The following is a 20,753-nucleotide window of genomic DNA, read 5'->3' on the forward strand; positions in this document are numbered from 1 at the left end:
AAGTCCAACGGCCCGTCGCGCGGCTGTTCCCTTTGTGCCAAGCGCTGCCGATCTCGGTCGTTCTCCGATCCCACCGGCCTTCGTTTCGCGACATCTTTCGTGTCTTGCGCGTGAGGCTTTCGCGAGGATCTCCTGCAAAATGCTACAGCGACCTTTGCCCATCTCATAAGGCGCGTTGCGCTGTAGGGTCAGTTAACTACGGCTTCGGTGGCCCGGCTAGTCGCAAAGTGCGCTCGCTCTTGTCGGTGGGCGTAGTGCAAAAGCCCGCCAGTCCACCGGTATCAGCCCGCACACACCACCTCTTCCGCAGCCAGCGCCACGGATAGAAGATGCGTATCGTGGTGCGGCAGAGCCGAGAGCAGAAGGCCAACCGGCATACCCGCTTCGCCGGTGCCACAGGGCAGCGACACGCCACACCAATCGAGGAAATTGCCGATCAATGTGTTGCGCAGCGTCCTGGCGTTGGTCTCGACAAACAAGGCGTCATCCGCTTCGAGCGGCGCCGTTGGGGGCGCAACGTGCGCAACCGTCGGATAGGCGATGATCTCGCTCGGGCCGACCGACGCCGAGACCTCGGCGATTAACCGGTCGCGGGCGTCAAGGATTGCGATATAGTCGGAGAGTGCGATCTTTTCCCCAAGCCGAGCCCGAGTAACGACGCGCCTGTCCATGGACGCGGCGTCGGAGCCTTCAAGCCTGGAGCGATGCAGGGCGAACGCTTCGGCGGTCACCAGGGGGCCGTGCGCAGCCATGATCTCGAAGATGCGCGTGAAAGCCGGAAACGCCTGACGCCTGACCCGTGCGCCCACCCGTTCGAGCCGCGACAGCACGTCTTCGAAGGCCGCGACCACTCCGTCTTCCGCACCATCGAACACGACATTGGTCGGCACGACGATCGAAAGTCCCTCAAGGCTGCCCCTGCGCACCTCCGATGCGGAAAGCCCGCGCATCGCGGCATCAACCCAGACGGCATCCTGTACCGTGCGGCAGAGAGGCCCAAGCGAATCGAGGCTTTTTGCCAGGGGAAAGACCCCGTGCATCGAATAGCGGCCGCGTGTCGCCTTGTAACCGACGATGCCGTTCAGCGCCGCCGGAATGCGGATGGATCCGCCGGTGTCGGTGCCGATCGAGACCGGCACGAGGCCCGCGGCAACCGCAACGCCCGAGCCCGAGGACGATCCGCCGGGCACGCGCTCTACGTCTTCGGCGCGCGGATTGCGCGGCGTACCGTAATGCGGATTGAGCCCGAGACCGGAGAAAGCGAATTCGCTCATGTTGACCCGCCCGACACTGACCATGCCGGCCTTGTCGAGAGCAGCGACGACGGCCGCATCCTCAGTGACCGCCGGATCATCCTTCAGCACGATCGAGCCGGCGGTGGTCGGCAGGCCCTTGATCGCGAAAAGATCCTTCCAGGCGACCGGGATACCGTCGAGAAGGCCGAGTGAACGGCCAGACCAAAGCCGCATGTGCGATGCCTCGGCCTCCCGCATCGCCCGCTCAGGCGTGACGATCGTGAAGATCGCCTGGTCAGCATGGTCCCGTATCCGTCCCAGCGTCCATTCGGCGAGCGCGCGTGGGTCCAGCGCACCGGATTGTAACAAGACGGAAAGCTGCGCAATCGAGCGCTCGCCCAAATCCTGCATTATTGGCTCCTTCCATAGCGCATTTCTCGAAAGGCAAGGAGTTACACTCCGTCAATAAATACGCAAAAACAAAACGATAAAGTTGTTTCCTGCAGTTCCACCAGAACCGCAAACGCGTTATCGTTCCACAAGCTGCATCCAGCGACGAACCAGATAATTGTGTTCGTCCATCGTCGTGTTCCAAACGGCAATGCAATTGGCGCGCTGCCAATAGGAGCCACCGCTGCGCACCGAGCCCGCCTTGATGCGGATCGTGCCATCCGGCCCCGGCAGGTCTTCCGCCGCCGGCAGCCCCCCATACCAATAGTCCCACTCCGCCGCCGACATGAATGCCCGCGAGCGCTCGGGTGTCGAGATGTAGTAGCCTTGCCGCGCAACCACGGCTCCCGGCCATCCGGAAATCCACCAGTTGAGATACTCGTAGGCGACGTCGAGCATGCGCCCGGAGAGATGGCGCGCGAGGCATAGTCCCCCGTGCCAGGCGCGGTAGCCTTCGGCGGGTACTGCCTGCTCGACCGGCACACCCTGGCCATTGAGGATGTTGATGCCGGTCGACCACATGCTCTGGATGTCCGTTTCGCCGCGCAACATCAGGCGGGCCGCATCCTCCGCGGTGCGCCAGAAGGCGCGGAAGTAGCCATCCTTCTTGCGCTCCTCGAGAAGCCCGATCAGGCGATCGATCTCATCGACACTCATGCTGCCGATATTGTCGAAACTCATGAGGCCGGCGGCTTGAGCCGCGAGCGCTGCATCGAAGATACCGATTGCCGGCTCGTCGACCAGTGCGGCGCGACCAGCCCAGCGCTCGTCCAGCAGTGCCGCCCAACTGTTCATAGCAACCGCGTTGGGCGCCACATCCGTGCGATAGGCGAAGCTGTCGAAGTTATGGGTCGTCGGCAACATCGAGATCGACGTCGACTGCGCATCGCCCAATTCCAGATTGGGCTGGACGAAGAGCTTCTTGACCGGCGCGTCCCCCTGCCCCAGCCGCGCATTTGGCCCGATATGCCCGGTCTTCGTCAGATCGTTGATTTCGTCCCAGAGCGCAATCCGCCCGGTGCTGATCGGCTGGATCGCCCGCCAGTACCAGACAATGTCGAGATTGTGGAAGCACTGGTCGTAGATGTCGTAGCTGTCCGGCTCCTGCGCCGCCTTGTGCTGGGTCGTGAGGAAGTCGTTGTTGTCGAACACCACCTCAATGCCGAGGTCCTCTTCGGCGCGCAGCCGCAGTTCCTCAAGCAGGGAAATCGCCGTACCGAGCACCCGGAGCTTCGGCCGCCCGGCCAGATGCAGGGCGGGCGTGGCGACGGTCGATTGATCAGGCTTGTGCTTGCTCATGGGGACGAAAGGCGTTCCTGCAAAACCGGTTCTTCGGCAACACCCGGGGCGAATGCGGGCGACCGATCGAGCGCGAATGCCTCGAACGACCGTTTGAGCAGTCCGACATCGAGACCGTCAACGATAAAGACGATGCGCGAGCGGCGATCCTCATCCGGCCAGCGCTCCATGTGGACAGGCGTATGCACCAGATGTTGAACGCCGTGGATGGCGACAGGGCGCTCCTCCCCCGCGATATTGAGGATGCCCTTGACCCGGAGAACCCGTTCGCCGTGGCGATTGAGGAGCATCGTCAGCCAGAGGCCGAAAGCGGTCCAATCCACCGCCCTTTCGACCGTCATCACGAATGAGGTCACTGCGGAGGCATGCGCGGTACCGTCAGCCGTTGTCAGAATCGTCGGCGCATCGCAATAAAAACCGCTCGCCGACTGCAGGCCGTTCGCGCGCAACGTCGGCCGTTCGTCGATGAGAGCGGCAAGGTCGATGTCCGGTTCGCCAGCCAGCACCAGTGGCGCATCCGGATTGATGATCCGCAATTTGTCCGACAGTGCCGCGACAGTGCCGGCATCGGTCAGATCCGACTTGGTGACGACCAGGCGATCGGCGACCGCAGCCTGGCGGTTGGATTCGACGTAGGTTTCGAGCTGCGTCAGGCCGTTGACGGCATCGACCGTGGTAATGACGTTTCCCGGCCGGAAGTGATGGCGCAATACCGGATCCGCCTTGATCGTTGACAGCACCGGAAATGGATCGGCGAGCCCAGTGCTTTCGACGACAATCCGCCGGAACGGCGGCACGAGCCCGCGCTCGCGTTTGGAATGCAGGTCCCTGATGGCGTCGGCGAGTTCGCCGCGGACGGTGCAGCAGAGGCAACCGGACTGCAGAAGCACCATGGTGTCGTCGATACGCTCGACCAGATGGTGGTCGAGACCGACTTCGCCGAACTCGTTGATGAGCACCGCGGCGTCGCTGAGCGCCGGGTCGGCAAGCAGCCGCGACAGCAGCGTCGTCTTGCCCGATCCGAGGAAGCCGGTCAAAAGGTTGATGGGCGTGAGCAGCGGTATCTCCTCGGCCATCACATTTCCTCCGCCACGGCAATGAAGGCAGGATCGAGCGGATCGCAGACCCGGCCGCAGAGCCGTTCGGCCGCCGGCCACAAATGGCCGAGATCCTCGATGATCTCGCTCTTGCCGGTCCGCGTCGACAGCACGAAGGATGCGCCTTGCCAATCGGCAAGTGTCAGGCCGAAGCGCGCAAGCATCGTGTTGGCGATGCGCACACGGTTCGCGCGTTCACGCCGGCGATCTATCCGCTCGACATTGCGGGTGAAGACACCGGGTCGCGCCACGGCGTCCGCCCAATGTTCGTTGCCGCCGAGGATGCCGCAAAGGGAACACATGATGCTGTCCGTTCAAAATGTCTAAAGGGGGCGGCAAACCGCCCCCTTGGGCTGGTTATTTCTTGCGCGGGAAGCGCTTGGCGAAATCGTCGGCGATCTCGTTCATCGTCACGAACTTCACGCCCGGATGCTTGATCATGTGGGCATAGAGCCTCTCGAGCATCATCAGAACCTGCGGGCGTCCGGCGACATCCGGGTGAATGGTAATCGGAAACACCGCATAGTCCATCTCGCGATAGACCCAGTCGAACTGGTCGCGCCAGATCTGCTCGATATCGTGCGGATTGACGAAGCCGTGGCTGTTCGGCGACTTCTTGATGAACATCATCGGGGGCAGATCATCGAGATACCAGGAGGCCGGGATTTCGATCAGATCGGTTTCCTTGCCGCGCGTGAGCGGCACCATCCAGTCCGATGGCTTCTTCGAATAGTCGATCTTGGTCCACTTGTCGCCGACACGCACATAATAGGGCGTGAAGTCGTTGTGCATCAGCGAGTGGTCGTACTTGATGCCACGTTCAAGCAGCAGCTCGTTGGTAACGTTGGAGAACTCCCACCAGGGGGCGACATAGCCGGTCGGCCGCTTGCCCGACAGTTTGGTGACGAGCTCGATGCACTTGTCGAGCACTTCGATTTCCTGCTCGCGGGTCATGGCGATCGGGTTTTCGTGGGTGTAGCCGTGAATACCGATCTCGTGTCCGGCATCGGCGACCGCCTGCATCTGTTCCGGGAAGGTCTCGATCGAGTGCCCGGGGATGAACCAGGTGGTCTTGATGCCGAAACGTTCGAACAGCTTCAGCAACCGCGGACTGCCGACCTCGCCGGCAAAAAGACCGCGCGAGATATCGTCCGGCGAATCCTCGCCCCCGTAGGATCCGAGCCAGCCGGCAACCGCATCGACGTCGATGCCGAAGCTGCAGAGGATTTCCTTGGCCATGGTATGTCTCCTTCGTGTTTTTCGTTCAAAAAGTCAGGCTGGGATGACGGTTGCTTCGCCCGGCTGCCAGCTCAGAAGAATGTCGGCACCGACGGGGAAGGCGTCGGGCTGGTACTTGTCGACATGGGCCTCCAGCGAGACGGTGCGTCCGTCCGGAAGTGCCGCCGTCAGATGCGAAACATGACCGACGACGTCGAAGCGCCGCACGTTGGCGCCGACGACGTTGCCACCGTAGTTCGCGGCGATACGGTCGCGGTCGACACGTGCGGCTGCGTGAACCTCGATCGCCTCTGCCGGAATGACGATGTTGACGCGAGACCGGCCGGCGAAGGCGCCATTGGCGCGTCCGGACAATTGGCCGACGGCAGTCGACACCAGAGCCCGCTCGCCGGAGGCACCATCCACCTCGCCATCGAAGATGGTGTTGTTGCCGATGAACTGGGCGACGAAGGCCGTATTCGGCCGTGTATAAAGCTGATGCGGCGGGCTGATCTGCTCGACCCGCCCCTGGTTCATGACGACGATCCGATCCGACAGGGCAAGCGCTTCGGATTGGGCATGCGTGACAAAGATGAAGGTCACGCCGAGCGTCTTCTGCAGCAGCTTGAGCTCGTTCTGGATCGCCTTGCGCAAATTGGCGTCGAGCGCGCCGAGCGGTTCGTCGAGCAGCAGAATGTCGGGCTCGACCACCAGGCCGCGCGCCAGAGCGATGCGTTGCCGCTGGCCGCCGGAGAGCCGGTCGGGCTTCTTATCGGCAATGTCTTCCAGGCCAAGTGTCGCCAGGATGCGGTCGACCTTCGCGTCACGTTCCGCCTTGGCCATGCCTTTCACCTCCAGACCGTAGCCGACGTTGCGGCGCACCGTCATGTGCGGAAAAAGCGCGTAGCTCTGGAAGATCATCGAGGTCGGCCGATGCTCGGGCCGCACGTCGTTCATCCGCTTGCCCTTGATCAGCATGTCGCCGGAGGAGATCGCCTCGAAACCGGCGATCATCCTGAGCGTCGTCGTCTTGCCGCAGCCGGAGGGGCCGAGGAACGCGATGAACTCGCCCTTGGCGACGGACAGGTTGAAGTCGATCACGGCAGGCGTGCCGTTGTCATAGACCTTGCCGACATTGTTGAGTTCGAGGTCGAAGATCATCGTGGCTCTCCGGAGCTTGTCTGAAATCGCGGCTATCCGGCGCATGGCCCCGGCCATCCCGACCGGTTCGTATGTGAGACGACCGGGTGGTCGCTCGGGGCCATGCGCCATGTCTCAAAAGCCGGGCGGCGCGCCGCCCGGCGTGTTCGATCAGGCGTTCAGGAACTCGTCCCACTTCTGGATCAGGTGGTCGTATTCATCCGGCCACTGGTGCCAGTAGGCGACGTTCTTGGCGCGCTCCTCGAGCGAGCCGCCGTCACGCAGGTCGCCTTCCTTGATGCCGCGCTCCGCAGCACCGACCCAGGGCTTGCCCTCGTACCAGAAGGCGTATTTTTCCGGCGCCATGACGTTCTTGATGTTGGTCGAGGGCGAATAGTAGCCCTGTTCCGAAACGGTGATGCCCGGTTCGCCAGAGAGCCAATAGTCGGCATAGGCGATGACGGCTTCCTTGTTCGTCGTGCCGGCGATCATCGCAGGCCCGATCGCCCAGCCGCGATAGCCTTCCTTCGGCACGGCATAGCGGCATGGCTTGCCCTGCGCCTTGACCGCCATGACGGCCGGCTGCCAGGCGTCGCAGACCACCATTTCGCCCGATGCCATGAGGTTGACGAGTTCGCCGAAATCGCCCCAGAGCGCGCGGAACTGACCTTCCTTCTTCTTGGAGATCAAGAAGGCGGCGGCCTCGTCGATTTCAGCCGCGGTCGGGTTGCCGGGGTTCTTGACGTCGGAAAGGCCAAGCGAGTTCATCGCCATGATCGCCTGACCGATCGCGATCAGCGGATCGGTGTTGATGCCGGACTTGCCCTTCCACTTCGGATCGAAGATCGCCGCCCAGCTATTGGCCTCCTCGGCCGAAAGAACGTCGGGATTATAGCCGATGGAGTCGTAGTTGTAGACGGCCGGCACCATGTTGAGCGAGGCCTGGCTGTCGTCGGTCCAGATCTGCCCGACGATCTGCGCGGCGCGATCCCACTTGTCGCTGGCGGTGGTGAAGGTATCGCGGATGTTCGCCCAGTTCTTCAGCGCCGAGGCCGGGATCGGCTCGACATTGTTGGTCATGACGATAGAAGGCAGGCGCTCGGCGATGATTTCCCAGCAATCGTAATCCTTGGAGCCGGAGAGGATTTTCGTCTGCGCGTCCGGGAACGTGGCAGCGGTGCCGGACGTGCCGCCGACGCCGGCGGCCGCCTTGAACTGCTCGAGGATGCGTTCCTGCACGGTGACCGAAAGGCCGATGGTGCGCAGCTGTTGACTGGCAAGATCGCTCGCCTGCGCGAAGGCTGCACGCGAGGAGAGGAATGGCGTTCCGCCTCCGATCGCGAGCGCCATCATCCCGGCGGAGCGTTTGAGGAGCGAGCGGCGATTGAGTTCCATACTAGGCATTGTCTCTTCTCCAGTTTTCGTTGTTCCCCGAAGGCCGTTTAGCGGCCTCCTTTCATCATTCGCCGCCATCGCGGCACTCAGTCCGGCGGCCTGGAGCCCAGTCGCTCCCTACGCGGCCGCCGCACGATCTCAGAAACGTCAGTAGCGCCCGACCAGCAGGCCGCCGTCGACGACCAGGACCTGCCCGGTCATGTAGCGGGCGGCGTCGGACGCCAGGAACGCGATCACGTCGGCAATGTCCTCAGACGTCCCGAGCCGCTTCATCGGAATGAAGGCGGCGGCCGCTTCAGCGCCGACCGGACCTAGCGAATTTTCTTCAGACAGCAGCTGCGCCGTGCGGATGTAGCCGGGCGCAACGCCATTAACGCGCACACCGTCAGCCGCAAGCTCGACCGCCAGTCCGCGGACGAGGCCGACGACGCCGGACTTGGCGGCGGAATAGTGCACATGCTCGTCCCAGCCATAGGCAACGCCCATGATCGACGAGAGCGCGACGATGCTGCCAGCCCCACGACGGCGCATGCCGGGAGCGACCGCCCGGGCCAGCCGGAAGATGCCCTTCAAGTCGATATCGAAGGTCAGATCCCATTTGTCGTCGGTCAGCTGGCCAAGCGGTGTGCGATGGGCGATCCCGGCATTGGCGACGACAACGTCGATACGGCCGTGCCGGCTCTCTACGTCGGCGACCAGCGCATCCGTCGCCGACGTCGAGCGCACGTCGTAATAGGCAAACTCGGCCGAGCCGCCGGCTGCACGGATCGCCTCGACGGTGGCCGCGCCCTCGCGTTCGAGAATATCGGTCACAATCACATGGTCGCCAGCCGCCGCGAAGGCCTTGGCGGTTGCATGGCCGATACCGATGCCGGCACCGGTGACGATGACAATGCGGAACGTCTTGGGAGGATTTGTCATTTCCATCTTTCCTGTCAAAGCATCACGTCGCCGGAGTTCGGCCCGAGCGTCTGGCCGACGAAGAGGCTTGCTGCCGGCGACGCCAGAAAGGACACCGTGGCTGCGACTTCTTCCGGCTCACCGAAGCGGCCGAGCGGCAATTGCTGTTTCTTGGCTGCGCGCCAGTCGTCCGAGAGTTCCATGACGAGCGGCGTATTGATCGGCCCGGGCGCAACGGCATTGACGCGAACGCCGCGGCTCGACACCTCGCGGGCCAGCGCCTTGGTCATGCCGATGATCGCCGCCTTCGCGCCGGAATAGTGGACGAGTTCAACGCCACCGATCTGACCGAGCTGCGAGGCGATATTGACGATCACGCCCTCGCCGCGCTCAAGCATCGGGCGCAGCACCGCCCGGGTCATCAGGAACGTTCCGCGCACGTGAACCGCGAACATGCGGTCGAAGTCGCCGACCTCGAGGTTCTCGAACAGCGCCTGATGGGCGATACCGGCATTGTTGACGAGCAGAGTTGTCGTGCCATGGGCGCGCTGGCCAACCTCCACGATCCTGCGAACATCGGCCTCGCTGGAAACATCGCCGGCCGCCGCGGTCGCCCGGCCGCCTGCTGCGATGATCTCGGCGGCGACGGCCTCGCTGCGCTCGACAGAGAGATCGTTGACCAGCACCGCATATCCGTCGGTTGCGAGCCTCAAGGCGATGGCACGACCGATGCCGGATCCGGCGCCGGTGACGATCGCGGCCGGAGAGGAAGCGTCTGCCATTACGCCTCCTCCTGGATCGCAATGCGCTTGGCACGGCGCACCGACAGCGTCATCAAGGCGGCATAGGTACCGAGCAGCGCGAAAGAGAACAGCGTCGTCAGCACGCCGAATGCGAAGACGTTCGGATGCACTTCGACCGAGAAGGTGCCGTAGATCGCGAGCGGCAGCGTCAGGTCACGGCCCGAGGCAAAGAGCGTGCGCGAGAACTCGTCATAGGAGAGCGTGAAGGCAAAGAGCATTGCCGAGAGCACGCCGGGGAAAATCAGCGGGAACGTCACCTTGCGGAAGGTACGCGCCGGGGTGACCCCAAGCGACCAGGACGCCTCTTCCATGCTGGGGTCGAAGCGATTGAAAATCGCAAGCATCACCAGGAAGGCGAAGGGGAACGTGTAGACCACATGCAGCACGAAGGCGGTGCCCCACCAGTGGCGGTCAATGCCGAGCGTATTGGCAACGAGCGCCATGCCGAGACCGRCGAGCACGCCGGGCACCATCATGCCGAGCACGATGAGATAGAAGACCACGCCCGAACCGCGGAACTTGCGGCGGAAGGCCTGCGCTGCGGTGACTCCCAGAACGGTCGAGACAATCATTGTCATCACGGCAAGACCGAGCGAGCGTACCAGCGCCTGTTCGATCGGCAGCGGCGCAATGCGCGACGGCGGCGTCAGGCCGAAGAGATGCTGATACCAATAGGTCGACCACTCGATGATCGGGAACTGCGGTCCGCCTTCCGGTCCGGTCTGGAACGAAAGGATCGCGAGCACCGCAAGCGGTCCGTAGAGGAAGACCAGGAAGAGCGCGGTATAGGCGCCGAGGCCGAGTTTCATGCCGCTGGCGTTCATGATCAGAGTTCCTTCCTGAGGTCGACGACCCTGAGCAGAGCGGCGATGACGGCGCCCATCAGGATGGTGAGGACGACGCCGGCGACCGCGGCAAATGCCCATTTCAACGAGCCGACCTGGGTGACGATGATGTTTCCGAGCAGGTTGACCTTGCGGCCGGAAAGCGCAGCGGAGGTGGCGAATTCACCGAGCACCATGACCGAGACGAAGATCGCACCGACGACCACACCCGGCATGGAGAGGGGCAGGATGATCGTGCGGAAGATCCGCCAGAAGCCGGCCCCCAGATCCTGCGCCGCCTCGATGACGGAGTGATCGATACGGCCCAGCATGAAGGCGATCGGCCCGACCATGAAGACGCAGTAGATCTGCGTCATGCCGATGATCACCGAGAGTTCCGAGAACAAAAGGACCTCGATCGGCGCATCGGTGATGCCGAGATTCATGAGGATCATGTTGATCGCTCCCTCCTTGCCGAGCATGGGGCGCCAGGCGAGAACGCGGATCAGGAACGAGGTCCAGAAGGGAATAACGCAAAGGACGAGCAGCACCGTCTGCAGCGCCTTGTTCTTGACGAAGAGCCCGACATAGAGCGCGGCCGGGTATCCGACGAGAACCGTCGCGACGAGCACGATCAGCCAGATGCGTACCGTCGTCCACAGCGCACCGAGATAGGTATCGCTGGTGAAGAAGGTGATCCAGCTTTTCAGCGTCAGCGTCGGCTCGATCTTGAAGGTGGTCTGCGTCCAGAAGGACACATAAACCATCATCAGCATCGGCAGGACGAGGAACAGGACCATCCAGAGGACGCCAGGGGCGAGTAGCCATAGCGCCTTTCCGGTGGGCTTCCTTTCCGTGACGGTTTCCGCTTCCGTCTGTTCCGCAACGGCCATCATGCTCATCTCTCAATCTCCGGGGACCAGCGCAGCACCGAGGCACCGGCTCTGGTAGTTTCAGTTGCGCGCGCGTCAGGTGTCGGCGTTTCAGGCATAGGCGTTTCAAGCGTAGACAAGGGCGTCCTCCCGCTTCCAGACGAGCGCGTAGCGGCCCTGATCCTCATAGGCTTCGGGGGCGGCATGGCTGAGATGGGTCTCCACTTCGAAGACCCGCCCGTCATCTAGGGTGAAGAAGGAATTGACCGCAGCGCCGGAATATTCGCTGGCGACGAAGTTGCCTTCGACGCGGACCTCATCGTCCCCTATCGCCGCTTCGCGCGGGCGCACGGCAACACGGTCGTAGCGGATCGCATAGGCCGGCTGCGTCGCGCGGGTTGCCGGACGGTTGCCCAGCGAAAAGCACCCGGCACTGCCGACGAAGGCGCCGCCCTCAAGACGCCCGGGAAAGAGGTTGTAGCAATTGAGAAAGCGGGCGACCGCGGGTGACGCCGGACGGTTGTAGATCGTGTCGGAATCGGCCGATTGCGCGATCCGGCCGCGATCGAGCACCAGCACCGTGTCGCCCATTGCCAAGGCCTCGGTCTCACTTCCCGTCACGTGCAGGAAGGTCACGCCACAGCGTTCCCGAATGGCGCGAAGCTCAGTGCGCATGCGGGCGCGCAGGTTGGCATCGAGTGCGCCGAGCGGTTCGTCGAGCAGAACCATGCGCGGCTCGGTGACGAGTGTGCGCGCCAGTGCGACGCGTTGCCGTTGGCCACCGGAAATCTGCGTGACGGCGCGACCTTCGAGACCGGTCAGACCGACGAGAGCGATGATGTCCTTCACCCGCCCTTCGACCACACGGCGGTCCGTCACCGCGTCGACCTCGCGGTTTTCAAGTCCGAAGGCGATGTTCTGGGCGACCGAAAGATGCGGGAAGAGTGCGAAGTTCTGGAACACGAACCCGATGCCGCGCTGATGCGGCGCCACGGTGTCGATACGCTTGCCATCGAACAGGATGCTGCCGCCATCCGGGTCCTCGAAGCCGGCGATGACGCGCAGCAAGGTCGTCTTGCCGGAGCCGCTCGGCCCGAGGAGCGAGATATAGGCGTCGCCCGGCAGCGCGAGGTCGATACCATCGAGCGCACGCATCTCGCCAAAAGCCTTGGTGACGTTCTTGAGCTGTAGGACTGTCGACATCGTTTTCCTGCCCGTTATCGCCGACCGGCTACCAGCCAACGCTTCGCCCTCGCCGGCGCCGATCAGGCATCCGAACGCACATGCGATAGCGATCACGCATGGGTCACATGCGCGGCTGAGATCACGGTCCTCTGCGATTTAAAAAATAGGTTCCACCTGCACGCTTCTTCTGAGCGCTTGCATGTCACGAACCATGACATGAATGATTTTTGTATGCAATAGACTTTTATTCGGTTTTTGTCAGATGCATGTACATGGCAATATCGCACCTTAACCCAAGGAGGCGACACTCCCATCCTTCGCCAAGCAGCGCCATCACGCCATCTGCGAAACACTGTGGAATTGCGCATTTCATCAGGCGCAACCGCCACAACTGATCAACTTGGCCGCAGCCCCTGCCGCCTTCGCAAAGCTCCGCGCTCATACAGAGGCAAAACGCCTTTACATGACATCGCAATGGACAAACGTGCAGAAAAAATGCACATATGTATTCAATATGCATTTATTTTGCGCTGTCACGGTCACCGGCAAGTGGCGTAAAGAAAGGAGACGACTTTGCCAGCCAAACGGAAGATGCCAGACCGCATGAGCGAGCCACGCCTCGGCCAGAATCCGCAGCGCCGATACGAAATTGCCGAGGATGTGCTGCGAACGAACATTGCCGAAGGCACGCTGCCGCCCGGCCTCGTGCTGCTCGAAGGGCCGATCGCCGATATCCTGCAGATCTCGCGCGCGCCGGTGCAGCGCGCCCTGCTGCAGCTCGAAAGCGACGGGCTCGTGCACCGCTTCAAAGGCCGCGGCTATCTCGTCGGTCCACCCGGCCGGGCGATCGAACCGAACCGAACCGACATCAAGACGCTCGGCCTCATCGTTCCGCAACACGCCGACGAGGCCCTGCAAAGCCGCTCGTCCTGGGAGCGTATCTACGACGAGATCGAGAACGATGTGGCCGGCTGCGTGATCTTCGGCCAGTACCGCATTATCGAAAACGAGCTTGCCAACCATTTCAACGTCAGCCGGACGGTTGTGCGTGACGTGCTGACCCGCCTGCGCGAGCGTGGGCTCGTGCGCAAGAACCAGAGCTCGCACTGGATCGCCGGACCGCTGACGGCCCAGACGGTGAAAGATCATTTCATGCTGCGCCGACTGCTCGAGCCGCAGGCGCTGGCGCTTGGCGCGCCGCATATCGACCGTGACCGGCTGACAGCGCTTTTCAACCGGCTCGTCGAGTTCGGTCAGACGCAGGACGTGGACGGCTGGCTGGGCCTTGAAGACATTCTGGTGGAATTCACCGAGGCCTGCGTGCTTGCGATGCCGAACGAACGCCTGCGCGAACTGATCCGCAACAACCTCTTGCCGGTGACGGCCACGGAGAGACTGCTTCGGCATTTGGGTCTGCCGGGCGACCCGGCAGTCATCGCGGAACTGAAGCTTATTGTCGAGCTGATGACGCGCGGCGCCAATGCAGCGGCGGCGTCGATGCTTGAAAGCCATATCGACGCGTCGCTGAACCGGACGATCGCACAGATGAAGATCGTGGCGATCATTCCCGGCCCCAGCGTCACCGCTGCCTACCTGACACGGGTCGTCGAATAGCGGGTGCAACGATGCGAGACGGGCGCCGCGAACTGATGCGGACGACGCCGATCGCAAAGTCAGGTCCGCCCTCCTCATCATTCGCCCTCCCGTCACCATAGCGCCTAGTCGCCGGCCGCAATCGAACTGTTCATGTTGAGGGCGAACGGCCGCTTGGGCGGCCGATCGCCGCTAGTGTCACGCCTGTCCGGCAATCGCCGCCCGCAAGGCTTCGAGCCGCCTGCCCTCTCCGGCGCGAGCCGCCAACGCTTCCTCCATCGTCACCTCGACGAAGCGGGTCGGCATATGCGGCTGCAACTGACCAATGAGGTCCATGTCCGCCGAGATCACAGTTCCGACCATGAAGTAACCGCCACCCGATACCGCGTCGCGATGGAGGATGATCGGCTCCGTTCCGCCCGGCACCTGGATCGAGCCGTAGGGATAGCAACTGTCGACGATGTTCGAAGGATCGGAGCCGGCGCCGAATGGCTGGTCGCGATCGACGAAGCTGAGCTTGCGGCCACCGCGGAAGCGATAGCCCATGCGGTCGGCTTCCGGCGCCACCTTCCACTCGTCCGCAAAGAAGCTCTGCTTCGCCTCGTCCGTCAGGCGATCCCAGTAGAGCCCCGGCAGCACGCGCAGTGCGGCAGGTGCCGCGGGTTTGCGGCGCAGGCTTTCGTCAACCGTCAGTCCTTCGCGGCCGACGCTCGCTTGCCCAACCGGCAGCGCGTCACCGGCTGCAAGCGCGCGTCCCTTGTATCCACCAAGCGCACCGATCGGATAGGTCGAGCGACTGCCAAGGGCTTCCGGCACGTCGATGCCGCCGGAGACGGCGATATAGATACGCGCGCCGGATTTCAGGAAGTCGAAGCTCAGGGTTTGGCCGGCCCTCACCCGAAAGGCCGTCCAGCCTGGCTGCAGCACGTCGTCGACCTTGACCGGCATGTCGGCGCCGGTGACGGCCACGAGCGCATCCTCGGTGAATTCGAGTTTGGGCCCGAGGAAGACCGCCTCCAGCCCGGCAGCGCCTTCATCGTTGCCGACAAGCAGGTTGGCGGCACGCATCGCGTAGCGATCCATTGCGCCACCGATCGGGATACCGAGATGGAAGTAGCCGGGACGGCCAAGGTCCTGGATGGTGGTCGCAAGACCGTGATGCAGCACGTTAATGGCCATTGAGCACACCCTCCAGCTTGGTGTTGTATCCGGTTATGTCCTTCTGGAACTCGCGCAGGTCGAAGCTGACGTCGCGGATCGGTGGCGCGAAGCGGCCCTTGTCGACGTCCTCGACCGCCTGATCATAGGCGTCGCGGTCGATCGGCTTGAACTTGACGATGTCGCCAGGGCGGAAGAACACCATGAAATCGCGCAAATAGCTGGTCGTCTGCGTCGGATCGAAGATCGGCATCGGCGTGATGCCGAACATCTGGTAGCCGCCGGCGCCCCGCACCGAATAGATGCAGCCGAAACAACCGCCGTGGCCGACCGTCAGCTTTGGCGTATCGGTCCGCGGCCTGAGATACTTCGGCACCTCGATCTGCCGCTGCCGCTCGACCATCTGATACATGAAGGGCAGGCCCGCAACGAAACCGACCATTGAGACGAACCAGGGCGAGCCTGAGTGGGCGGCTACGAAGTCGGTCACAGCGTCGTAGCCATTGATGCGCGCCGCATAGTCGAGGTCTGTACCGCCGGGATCCTGGTGCCGTTCACGGAAGCGCATCAGCGTTTCGTGCGTCCAGGGGTCGTTGTAAAAGACCGGGATCTCGACGATGCGCGTGCGGATGACCGGCTCAGCCCGCTCCGCCGCCCCTTCGATCGCCCGGACTTCCTTCAATACGTCATCCGGCTTGATGACGTCAGGATCGAACTTGATCTGGAAAGAAGCGTTCGCCGGGCAGATTTCCGTGACGCCGCGGATGCGGCTCTCCCGCACGCCCTTCGCCATGGAAAGGCTCTTGAAGAAGGCTTCGAGCGACATCTCGTCGCTGCATTCGACGAACAGATGCTCGTCGCCTCCAAACGTATAACGTGTCGGCATCACGCGACCTCCGCGGTGCGGCCGCCCAGGGCGGCGAATTCGGTTTCCAGCCAAGTTTCGAGAAAGCGGGTGTGGAACGCACCGGCCGCGACTTGCGCGTCAGCGGCCAGCGCCTGATGCAGGGCGATCGTCGTCGGCACCCCTTCGATCTTCAAATCGGCAAGCGCTCGCGAAAGTCTGGCGAGACACGCTGACCTGTCCTCGCCCCAGACGATCAGCTTGCCAAGCAGGGAGTCGTAGAAGGGCGGTATCGTGTAGCCTTCATAGAGCATCGTATCGAAACGAACGCCCTCGCCTTCAGGCACGCTCAAACGGGAAATCTTGCCGGGCGCCGGCATGAAGCCGCGTGCCGGGTCCTCGGCATTGATCCGGCACTCGATCGCGTGGCCGCGCACGGCGATGTCCGATTGACGCACGGAGAGCGACGCGCCGCCGGAGACACGGAACATCTCCTGCACGAGGTCGATGCCGGTGATCATCTCGGTGACGGGATGTTCGACCTGAATGCGGGTGTTGACCTCGATAAAGTAGAAGTCTCGCGTCTCGTCGTCATAGAGGTATTCGACGGTGCCGGCGCCGCGATAGCCGACGGCCCGGGCGAGCGCCACGGCGCTGTCGCAGAGCTTCTGTCGCACATCTGCAGGCAGGAGGAACGAAGGCGCCTCTTCCCAAACCTTCTGGCGGCGGCGCTGCAGCGAGCACTCGCGCTCAAAGCAATGCACGAAGTTCTCGCCATCACCGAGGATCTGCACCTCGACGTGACGCGCGCGGGTGATGACTTTCTCGAGGTAGAGGCCGCCGTCGCCGAAAGAGGCGAGCGCCTCAGCCGACGCCTGGGGGAACTGCTTGTCGAGCTCCGCCAGATCGTTGACGATGCGGATGCCTCGCCCTCCACCGCCCGCGGCCGCCTTGATCATGACCGGAAAGCCGGTCTCAGCCGTTACCGCGTGCGCCTCTTCCACGCTCGAAATCCGGCCGTTGCTGCCGGGCACCGTCGGCACACCTGCCTTCTCGGCGGCGACACGGGCCTGCACCTTGTCGCCGAGCAGCCGGATGGCGTCACCCGAAGGGCCGATGAAGATCATGCCGGCAGCAACCACCGCATCGGCGAAATCGCCGTTCTCCGACAGGAAGCCGTAGCCCGGATGCACGGCATCGACGCCGGCACGCTTGGCGGCCGCGATCACGGCGGCAATATCAAGGTAGGATTTCTTCGGCGCCGGTGGACCGATTTCGATGGCTTCATCCGCGAGCTTCACGGCCAGCATATCCGCGTCCGCGGCGCTATAGACCTGAACCGTGCGAATACCGAGCGCCTTTGCCGCCCGGATAATGCGCACGGCGATTTCGCCGCGATTGGCAATCAGGACTGAACGGATGGTCATTGTTCCACCTCGGCGATCACCTGACCGGCCATGACCGGCTCTTCATTGTCGACGAGGAACCGGATGCTGCCGCCGGTGACGCCCGCCTGGATCTCCTGGAAGGTCTTCATCACTTCGATCAGACCGATCGGCTCATTCGAGGCCACCGCATCGCCGTCCGATTTGAACGGTGGGACATCCGGAGCAGACGACCGATAGAAGGTTCCTGGAAGGGGCGATCGGATTTCGTGCTTGCTCATGGTTGCCTCCGCTTTGTCATTTGGTCTTGATGCTTTTGATCGGACTGACAAAAAGCATGATTGATTCTAATAACTTAGAGTGGGATGCGGGCGAAAAGGCCGCCCACATTTTTCCTCATCCCGCTCTAAGCTGTGAAACAGGAGCGATGCGAATACCCTCCGCCGCCAGCGCTTCCCGCATGAGGCGCACGATATCGAGTGCACCGAGTGTATCGGAATGGAAACAGATGGATTCGAACGCGATGTCGATGTCGCTGCCGGTCACGGTTCGCACGCGCCCTTCCTTGCAGGCGCGCACCACTTTCCGCGCGATCGCGGCCGGGTCGGGACGCCCGGCGTCACGGGTAAAGACGATCGAACCACTGTCGTCGTAGTCGCGATCGGCATAGAACTCGCGAATGACCGGCTGCCCGACTTCGCGTGCGGCGATGTCCGTCTCCGAACCGGCCATGCAGAAAACGAAGGCGGTCGGTGCCACCGTGCGCATATATTGCAGGAAGATCTGCGAGAGTTCGCGGTTGACCGCCATCTCCATGTAAAGCGCGCCGTGCGGCTTCACATGCTGCAGGCTCGTGCCATGCCGTCTTGCAAACTCACGGATGGCGCCCACCTGGTAGACGATATCGTTGACCAGTTCGCGTGCGGTACCCGCGATCTTGCGGCGACCGAAGCCCTGCAAATCACGGTAACCCGGATGCGCCCCGATGCCGACGCCATGCTCGGCTGCGAGCCGCACGGTCTCGTCCATCAGATTGGGGTCGCCGGCATGGAAGCCCGCGGCAATGTTGGCGGAGCTGATCAGCGCCATGAGCGTCGCATCGTCGGTGTCGCCGATATGCCAGCGGCCGAAGGCCTCTCCCATGTCACAGTTGATGTCGACGACGTCGAGCAAGATCATTCCCTTCGATCAGGGCCGCCTCGAAAGCCGGCCAAACCTTCAATGAAGGAAACGCTAGGAGCATTTGGTGCATTTGAAAAATTCTATTTTCATATGCCTTATATCTGTTTTTCAGAATTCGCAGTTGCAATATCGTTCATGAGAAAATACCGTTGAAACCGCTATTTATGCGGATCTGCCTGAAACGCGATCAAATATCTGCACAAGGAGCGGGCAGGCTTTCTGATTTCCTGGCCTGCGTTATCGAAAAATCAGAAGAGAAGTCGATGTCGATCAGCCTTCGCCAGCTTCGCTATTTCGTCGCCACCGCCGAACTCGGGCAGATCTCGCAGGCTGCTGTCGATCTCTCCATTTCGCAGTCGGCCATCACCACCGCGATCAAGGAGTTGGAGCGCATCGTGGGAGCCAGCCTCTTCCTGCGCACACCGAGCGGCATGGACCTGACCATGGCGGGCCGTCAGTTTCTCTCGCATGCCTACGAGATCCTGAAGAAGGTGGACGAGGCAACGCATCTCAACGTCGTCAGCAGCTCGGTCGAGGGGACGCTCGCCATTGCAGCCACCTATACGGTGATCGGTTACTTCCTGCCGCAGCACATCGAGCGGCTGCGGCGGCTGTTCCCGAAGCTCGAGGTTCAGCTGTTCGAGCTCAATCGCGAGTCGATCGAGGAAGGATTGCTGACGAACCGATACGATATGGCGGTGCTGCTCACGTCCAACATCCTCAATCCCGCGCTTCAGACCGAGAAGCTCATGAGTTCGACGCGGCGGCTTTGGGTTCCCGCCCAGCACCCGCTGCTTGCGCGCGACAATGTTGGTTTTCGTGAGATCGCCCAGGAGCCCTACATCATGCTGACGGTTGATGAGGCCGCCCACACCTCGCTCAAATATTGGAGCGCATCGACCTTTCAGCCGCGCGTCATCCTTCGAACGTCATCGGTGGAAGCGGTTCGGTCTCTCGTCGCCAATGGCCAGGGCGTGGCGATCCTTTCGGACATGGTTCACCGCCCCTGGTCGCTGGAAGGGCGCCGCATCGAAACGATCGACGTGCGCGACGCGGTTCCGGCGATGGATGTCGGCCTCGCCTGGCGCAGAGGCACCGAGTTCACGCCGGCAATGACCGCGCTTCGCTCCTATTTCCAGCAGGCCTTCCACAGTCCAGGCGGCCGTGCCGGCTCCTATGGCGCGGATTGAACGCGGAAGTCCTGGTCCCCGCGCAGCAACGCCTCGTGATAGCTCCAGAATTCGGTGACGAAGCGTTCGGCAAGGACGCTATCGGAACCCTGGCTGCGACGGATCGCGAGGAAGCCGGCGTCGACGAAGATCCCGAACGGCCTGACGACGACGCCGCGCCCCCGGAATTCGGTCGCGGACGATGGATCGATGATCGCAATGCCCGCCCCTTCGGAGACCAGCGTCAGCGCGGTATGGGAAAGGCGCGTTTCCAACGTCGATGACCTTGGAATGCCGGCCAGCGCCACCTCCACCCGCATGGCAAACAGCGTGCCGGGCTCCAGGGTAATCATGCGCTCATTGGCTAGATCGGCCGGCATGATGTTTTCCCGGTCGGCAAGCCTGTGACCAGCGGGAACCGCGACGACTGCCGGTATTGGGCGGGTCTCGATCAGGAACCCGGGACGGTCGAGCGGACCGTCGGCAAAGCCGAGGTCCACCTGCCCCGATGCGACCGCCTCGATCACCAGAGACGACGGAATACCGTTGAGCGACGCATGAACGTTCGGCCGGTCGCGCAGGAACCACGCGAGGAAACGCGGCATGATCCCGTTGGCAAGGGCCGGCATGGCGGCAATCCGAAGCATGCCGGCGTTCTGCCGGCTGATCTCCTCGGCAAACGTCTTGATGCGCGATAGGCCGACATAGGCCCGCTCCACCTCCTGAAGCAACGTCAGCGCTTCCCGCGTGGGCGTCAGCTGGTTTCCCCGCCGGTCGAACAGCTTCAGCTTCGTATCGATTTCGAAGTCGCGGATCAGCCGGCTCACCGCCGGCTGGGTGATAGACATCAGCTCCGCCGCCGCCGTCATTTTCCCGGTCAACATGACGGTTCGGAACGCCTCTACCTGACGCAGGTTCATGGATCACCATAATATTTGGTTATGCTCTCGGTCCAATTACGAATTTGACGGTATTGAATCAAGCTGTCAAACCAACAAACCGTG

At 62.6% G+C, this 20,753-nt stretch carries 20 protein-coding genes; 2 read left to right on the top strand and 18 right to left on the bottom strand.

Annotated features, from left to right (window positions below; genetic code table 11):
• Positions 1–281: 281 nt before the first annotated feature.
• The 12 genes from AB4Z53_RS23670 to AB4Z53_RS23725 all read right to left on the bottom strand — a co-directional run bounded on the left by AB4Z53_RS23670 (position 282) and on the right by AB4Z53_RS23725 (position 12,436).
• Positions 282–1,646, bottom strand: a complete 1,365-nt coding sequence (locus AB4Z53_RS23670; protein ID WP_441597933.1) for an amidase — start codon at positions 1,644–1,646, stop codon at positions 282–284.
• Positions 1,647–1,763: 117 nt separating this feature from the next.
• A complete protein-coding gene (locus AB4Z53_RS23675) occupies positions 1,764–2,984 on the bottom strand; it encodes an ABC transporter substrate-binding protein (RefSeq protein ID WP_441597934.1) in 1,221 nt (406 codons plus the stop codon).
• Positions 2,981–4,060, bottom strand: coding sequence for a CobW family GTP-binding protein (locus tag AB4Z53_RS23680; RefSeq protein ID WP_291160169.1), 1,080 nt, complete (start codon positions 4,058–4,060; stop codon positions 2,981–2,983). The genes AB4Z53_RS23675 and AB4Z53_RS23680 overlap by 4 nt, the downstream gene beginning before the upstream one ends.
• Positions 4,060–4,383 carry a hypothetical protein gene (locus AB4Z53_RS23685; protein ID WP_223730417.1) on the bottom strand — a complete coding sequence of 108 codons (324 nt, stop codon included), beginning with the start codon at positions 4,381–4,383 and terminating at the stop codon, positions 4,060–4,062. The genes AB4Z53_RS23680 and AB4Z53_RS23685 overlap by 1 nt, the downstream gene beginning before the upstream one ends.
• Positions 4,384–4,438: 55 nt before the next feature.
• Positions 4,439–5,320: a polysaccharide deacetylase family protein gene (locus tag AB4Z53_RS23690; RefSeq protein WP_223729161.1), complete on the bottom strand. Its 882-nt coding sequence runs from the start codon at positions 5,318–5,320 to the stop codon at positions 4,439–4,441.
• Between the two features lie 33 nt (positions 5,321–5,353).
• Positions 5,354–6,460, bottom strand: a complete 1,107-nt coding sequence (locus AB4Z53_RS23695; RefSeq protein ID WP_441597935.1) for an ABC transporter ATP-binding protein — start codon at positions 6,458–6,460, stop codon at positions 5,354–5,356.
• Positions 6,461–6,610: 150 nt separating this feature from the next.
• Positions 6,611–7,843 carry an ABC transporter substrate-binding protein gene (locus AB4Z53_RS23700; RefSeq protein WP_441597936.1) on the bottom strand — a complete coding sequence of 411 codons (1,233 nt, stop codon included), beginning with the start codon at positions 7,841–7,843 and terminating at the stop codon, positions 6,611–6,613.
• Between the two features lie 138 nt (positions 7,844–7,981).
• The gene (locus AB4Z53_RS23705; RefSeq protein ID WP_441597937.1) at positions 7,982–8,761 is read right to left on the bottom strand and encodes an SDR family NAD(P)-dependent oxidoreductase; all 780 of its coding nucleotides are present in this window, start codon (positions 8,759–8,761) and stop codon (positions 7,982–7,984) included.
• Positions 8,762–8,769: 8 nt separating this feature from the next.
• Positions 8,770–9,516, bottom strand: coding sequence for an SDR family NAD(P)-dependent oxidoreductase (locus AB4Z53_RS23710; protein WP_441597938.1), 747 nt, complete (start codon positions 9,514–9,516; stop codon positions 8,770–8,772).
• Positions 9,516–10,361 carry an ABC transporter permease gene (locus AB4Z53_RS23715; RefSeq protein ID WP_441597939.1) on the bottom strand — a complete coding sequence of 282 codons (846 nt, stop codon included), beginning with the start codon at positions 10,359–10,361 and terminating at the stop codon, positions 9,516–9,518. Before AB4Z53_RS23715 ends, AB4Z53_RS23710 begins: the two co-directional genes overlap by 1 nt.
• A gap of 2 nt (positions 10,362–10,363) precedes the next feature.
• The gene (locus AB4Z53_RS23720; protein ID WP_441598024.1) at positions 10,364–11,254 is read right to left on the bottom strand and encodes an ABC transporter permease; all 891 of its coding nucleotides are present in this window, start codon (positions 11,252–11,254) and stop codon (positions 10,364–10,366) included.
• A 105-nt stretch (positions 11,255–11,359) separates the two neighbouring features.
• Positions 11,360–12,436 (bottom strand): ABC transporter ATP-binding protein, encoded by a 1,077-nt coding sequence (locus AB4Z53_RS23725; protein WP_441597940.1) that lies wholly within the window; start codon positions 12,434–12,436, stop codon positions 11,360–11,362.
• A 585-nt stretch (positions 12,437–13,021) separates the two neighbouring features.
• Here AB4Z53_RS23725 and AB4Z53_RS23730 point away from each other — a divergent pair.
• The gene (locus AB4Z53_RS23730; protein ID WP_291161159.1) at positions 13,022–14,032 is read left to right on the top strand and encodes a GntR family transcriptional regulator; all 1,011 of its coding nucleotides are present in this window, start codon (positions 13,022–13,024) and stop codon (positions 14,030–14,032) included.
• A gap of 177 nt (positions 14,033–14,209) precedes the next feature.
• Here the strand turns inward: AB4Z53_RS23730 and AB4Z53_RS23735 are convergent, their stop codons facing one another.
• From AB4Z53_RS23735 to AB4Z53_RS23755, 5 genes are all read right to left on the bottom strand, one after another.
• Positions 14,210–15,190: a biotin-dependent carboxyltransferase family protein gene (locus AB4Z53_RS23735; RefSeq protein WP_441597941.1), complete on the bottom strand. Its 981-nt coding sequence runs from the start codon at positions 15,188–15,190 to the stop codon at positions 14,210–14,212.
• Complete coding sequence (locus AB4Z53_RS23740) at positions 15,180–16,055, bottom strand: 5-oxoprolinase subunit B family protein (RefSeq protein WP_441597942.1); 876 nt, start codon at positions 16,053–16,055, stop codon at positions 15,180–15,182. The genes AB4Z53_RS23735 and AB4Z53_RS23740 overlap by 11 nt, the downstream gene beginning before the upstream one ends.
• Positions 16,055–17,440, bottom strand: coding sequence for an acetyl-CoA carboxylase biotin carboxylase subunit (locus AB4Z53_RS23745; protein WP_441597943.1), 1,386 nt, complete (start codon positions 17,438–17,440; stop codon positions 16,055–16,057). Before AB4Z53_RS23745 ends, AB4Z53_RS23740 begins: the two co-directional genes overlap by 1 nt.
• Entirely contained in the window at positions 17,437–17,679 is a 243-nt protein-coding gene (locus AB4Z53_RS23750; RefSeq protein WP_441597944.1) for an acetyl-CoA carboxylase, read from the bottom strand. The genes AB4Z53_RS23745 and AB4Z53_RS23750 overlap by 4 nt, the downstream gene beginning before the upstream one ends.
• 115 nt (positions 17,680–17,794) lie before the next feature.
• A complete protein-coding gene (locus AB4Z53_RS23755) occupies positions 17,795–18,577 on the bottom strand; it encodes a 5-oxoprolinase subunit PxpA (protein ID WP_441597945.1) in 783 nt (260 codons plus the stop codon).
• A gap of 266 nt (positions 18,578–18,843) precedes the next feature.
• On the opposite strand from AB4Z53_RS23755, the gene AB4Z53_RS23760 reads away from it, so the two are divergent.
• On the top strand, positions 18,844–19,770 hold the full coding sequence (locus tag AB4Z53_RS23760) for a LysR family transcriptional regulator (protein WP_113537467.1): 927 nt from the start codon (positions 18,844–18,846) through the stop codon (positions 19,768–19,770).
• Here AB4Z53_RS23760 and AB4Z53_RS23765 read toward each other — a convergent pair.
• Positions 19,755–20,669: a LysR family transcriptional regulator gene (locus AB4Z53_RS23765; RefSeq protein WP_291161175.1), complete on the bottom strand. Its 915-nt coding sequence runs from the start codon at positions 20,667–20,669 to the stop codon at positions 19,755–19,757. The two genes, AB4Z53_RS23760 and AB4Z53_RS23765, sit on opposite strands and share 16 nt — an antisense overlap.
• Between the last annotated feature and the right edge of the window lie 84 nt (positions 20,670–20,753).

It is taken from the genome of Ensifer sp. 2TAB8 (genome assembly GCF_052115125.1).
Classification (GTDB): domain Bacteria; phylum Pseudomonadota; class Alphaproteobacteria; order Rhizobiales; family Rhizobiaceae; genus Ensifer.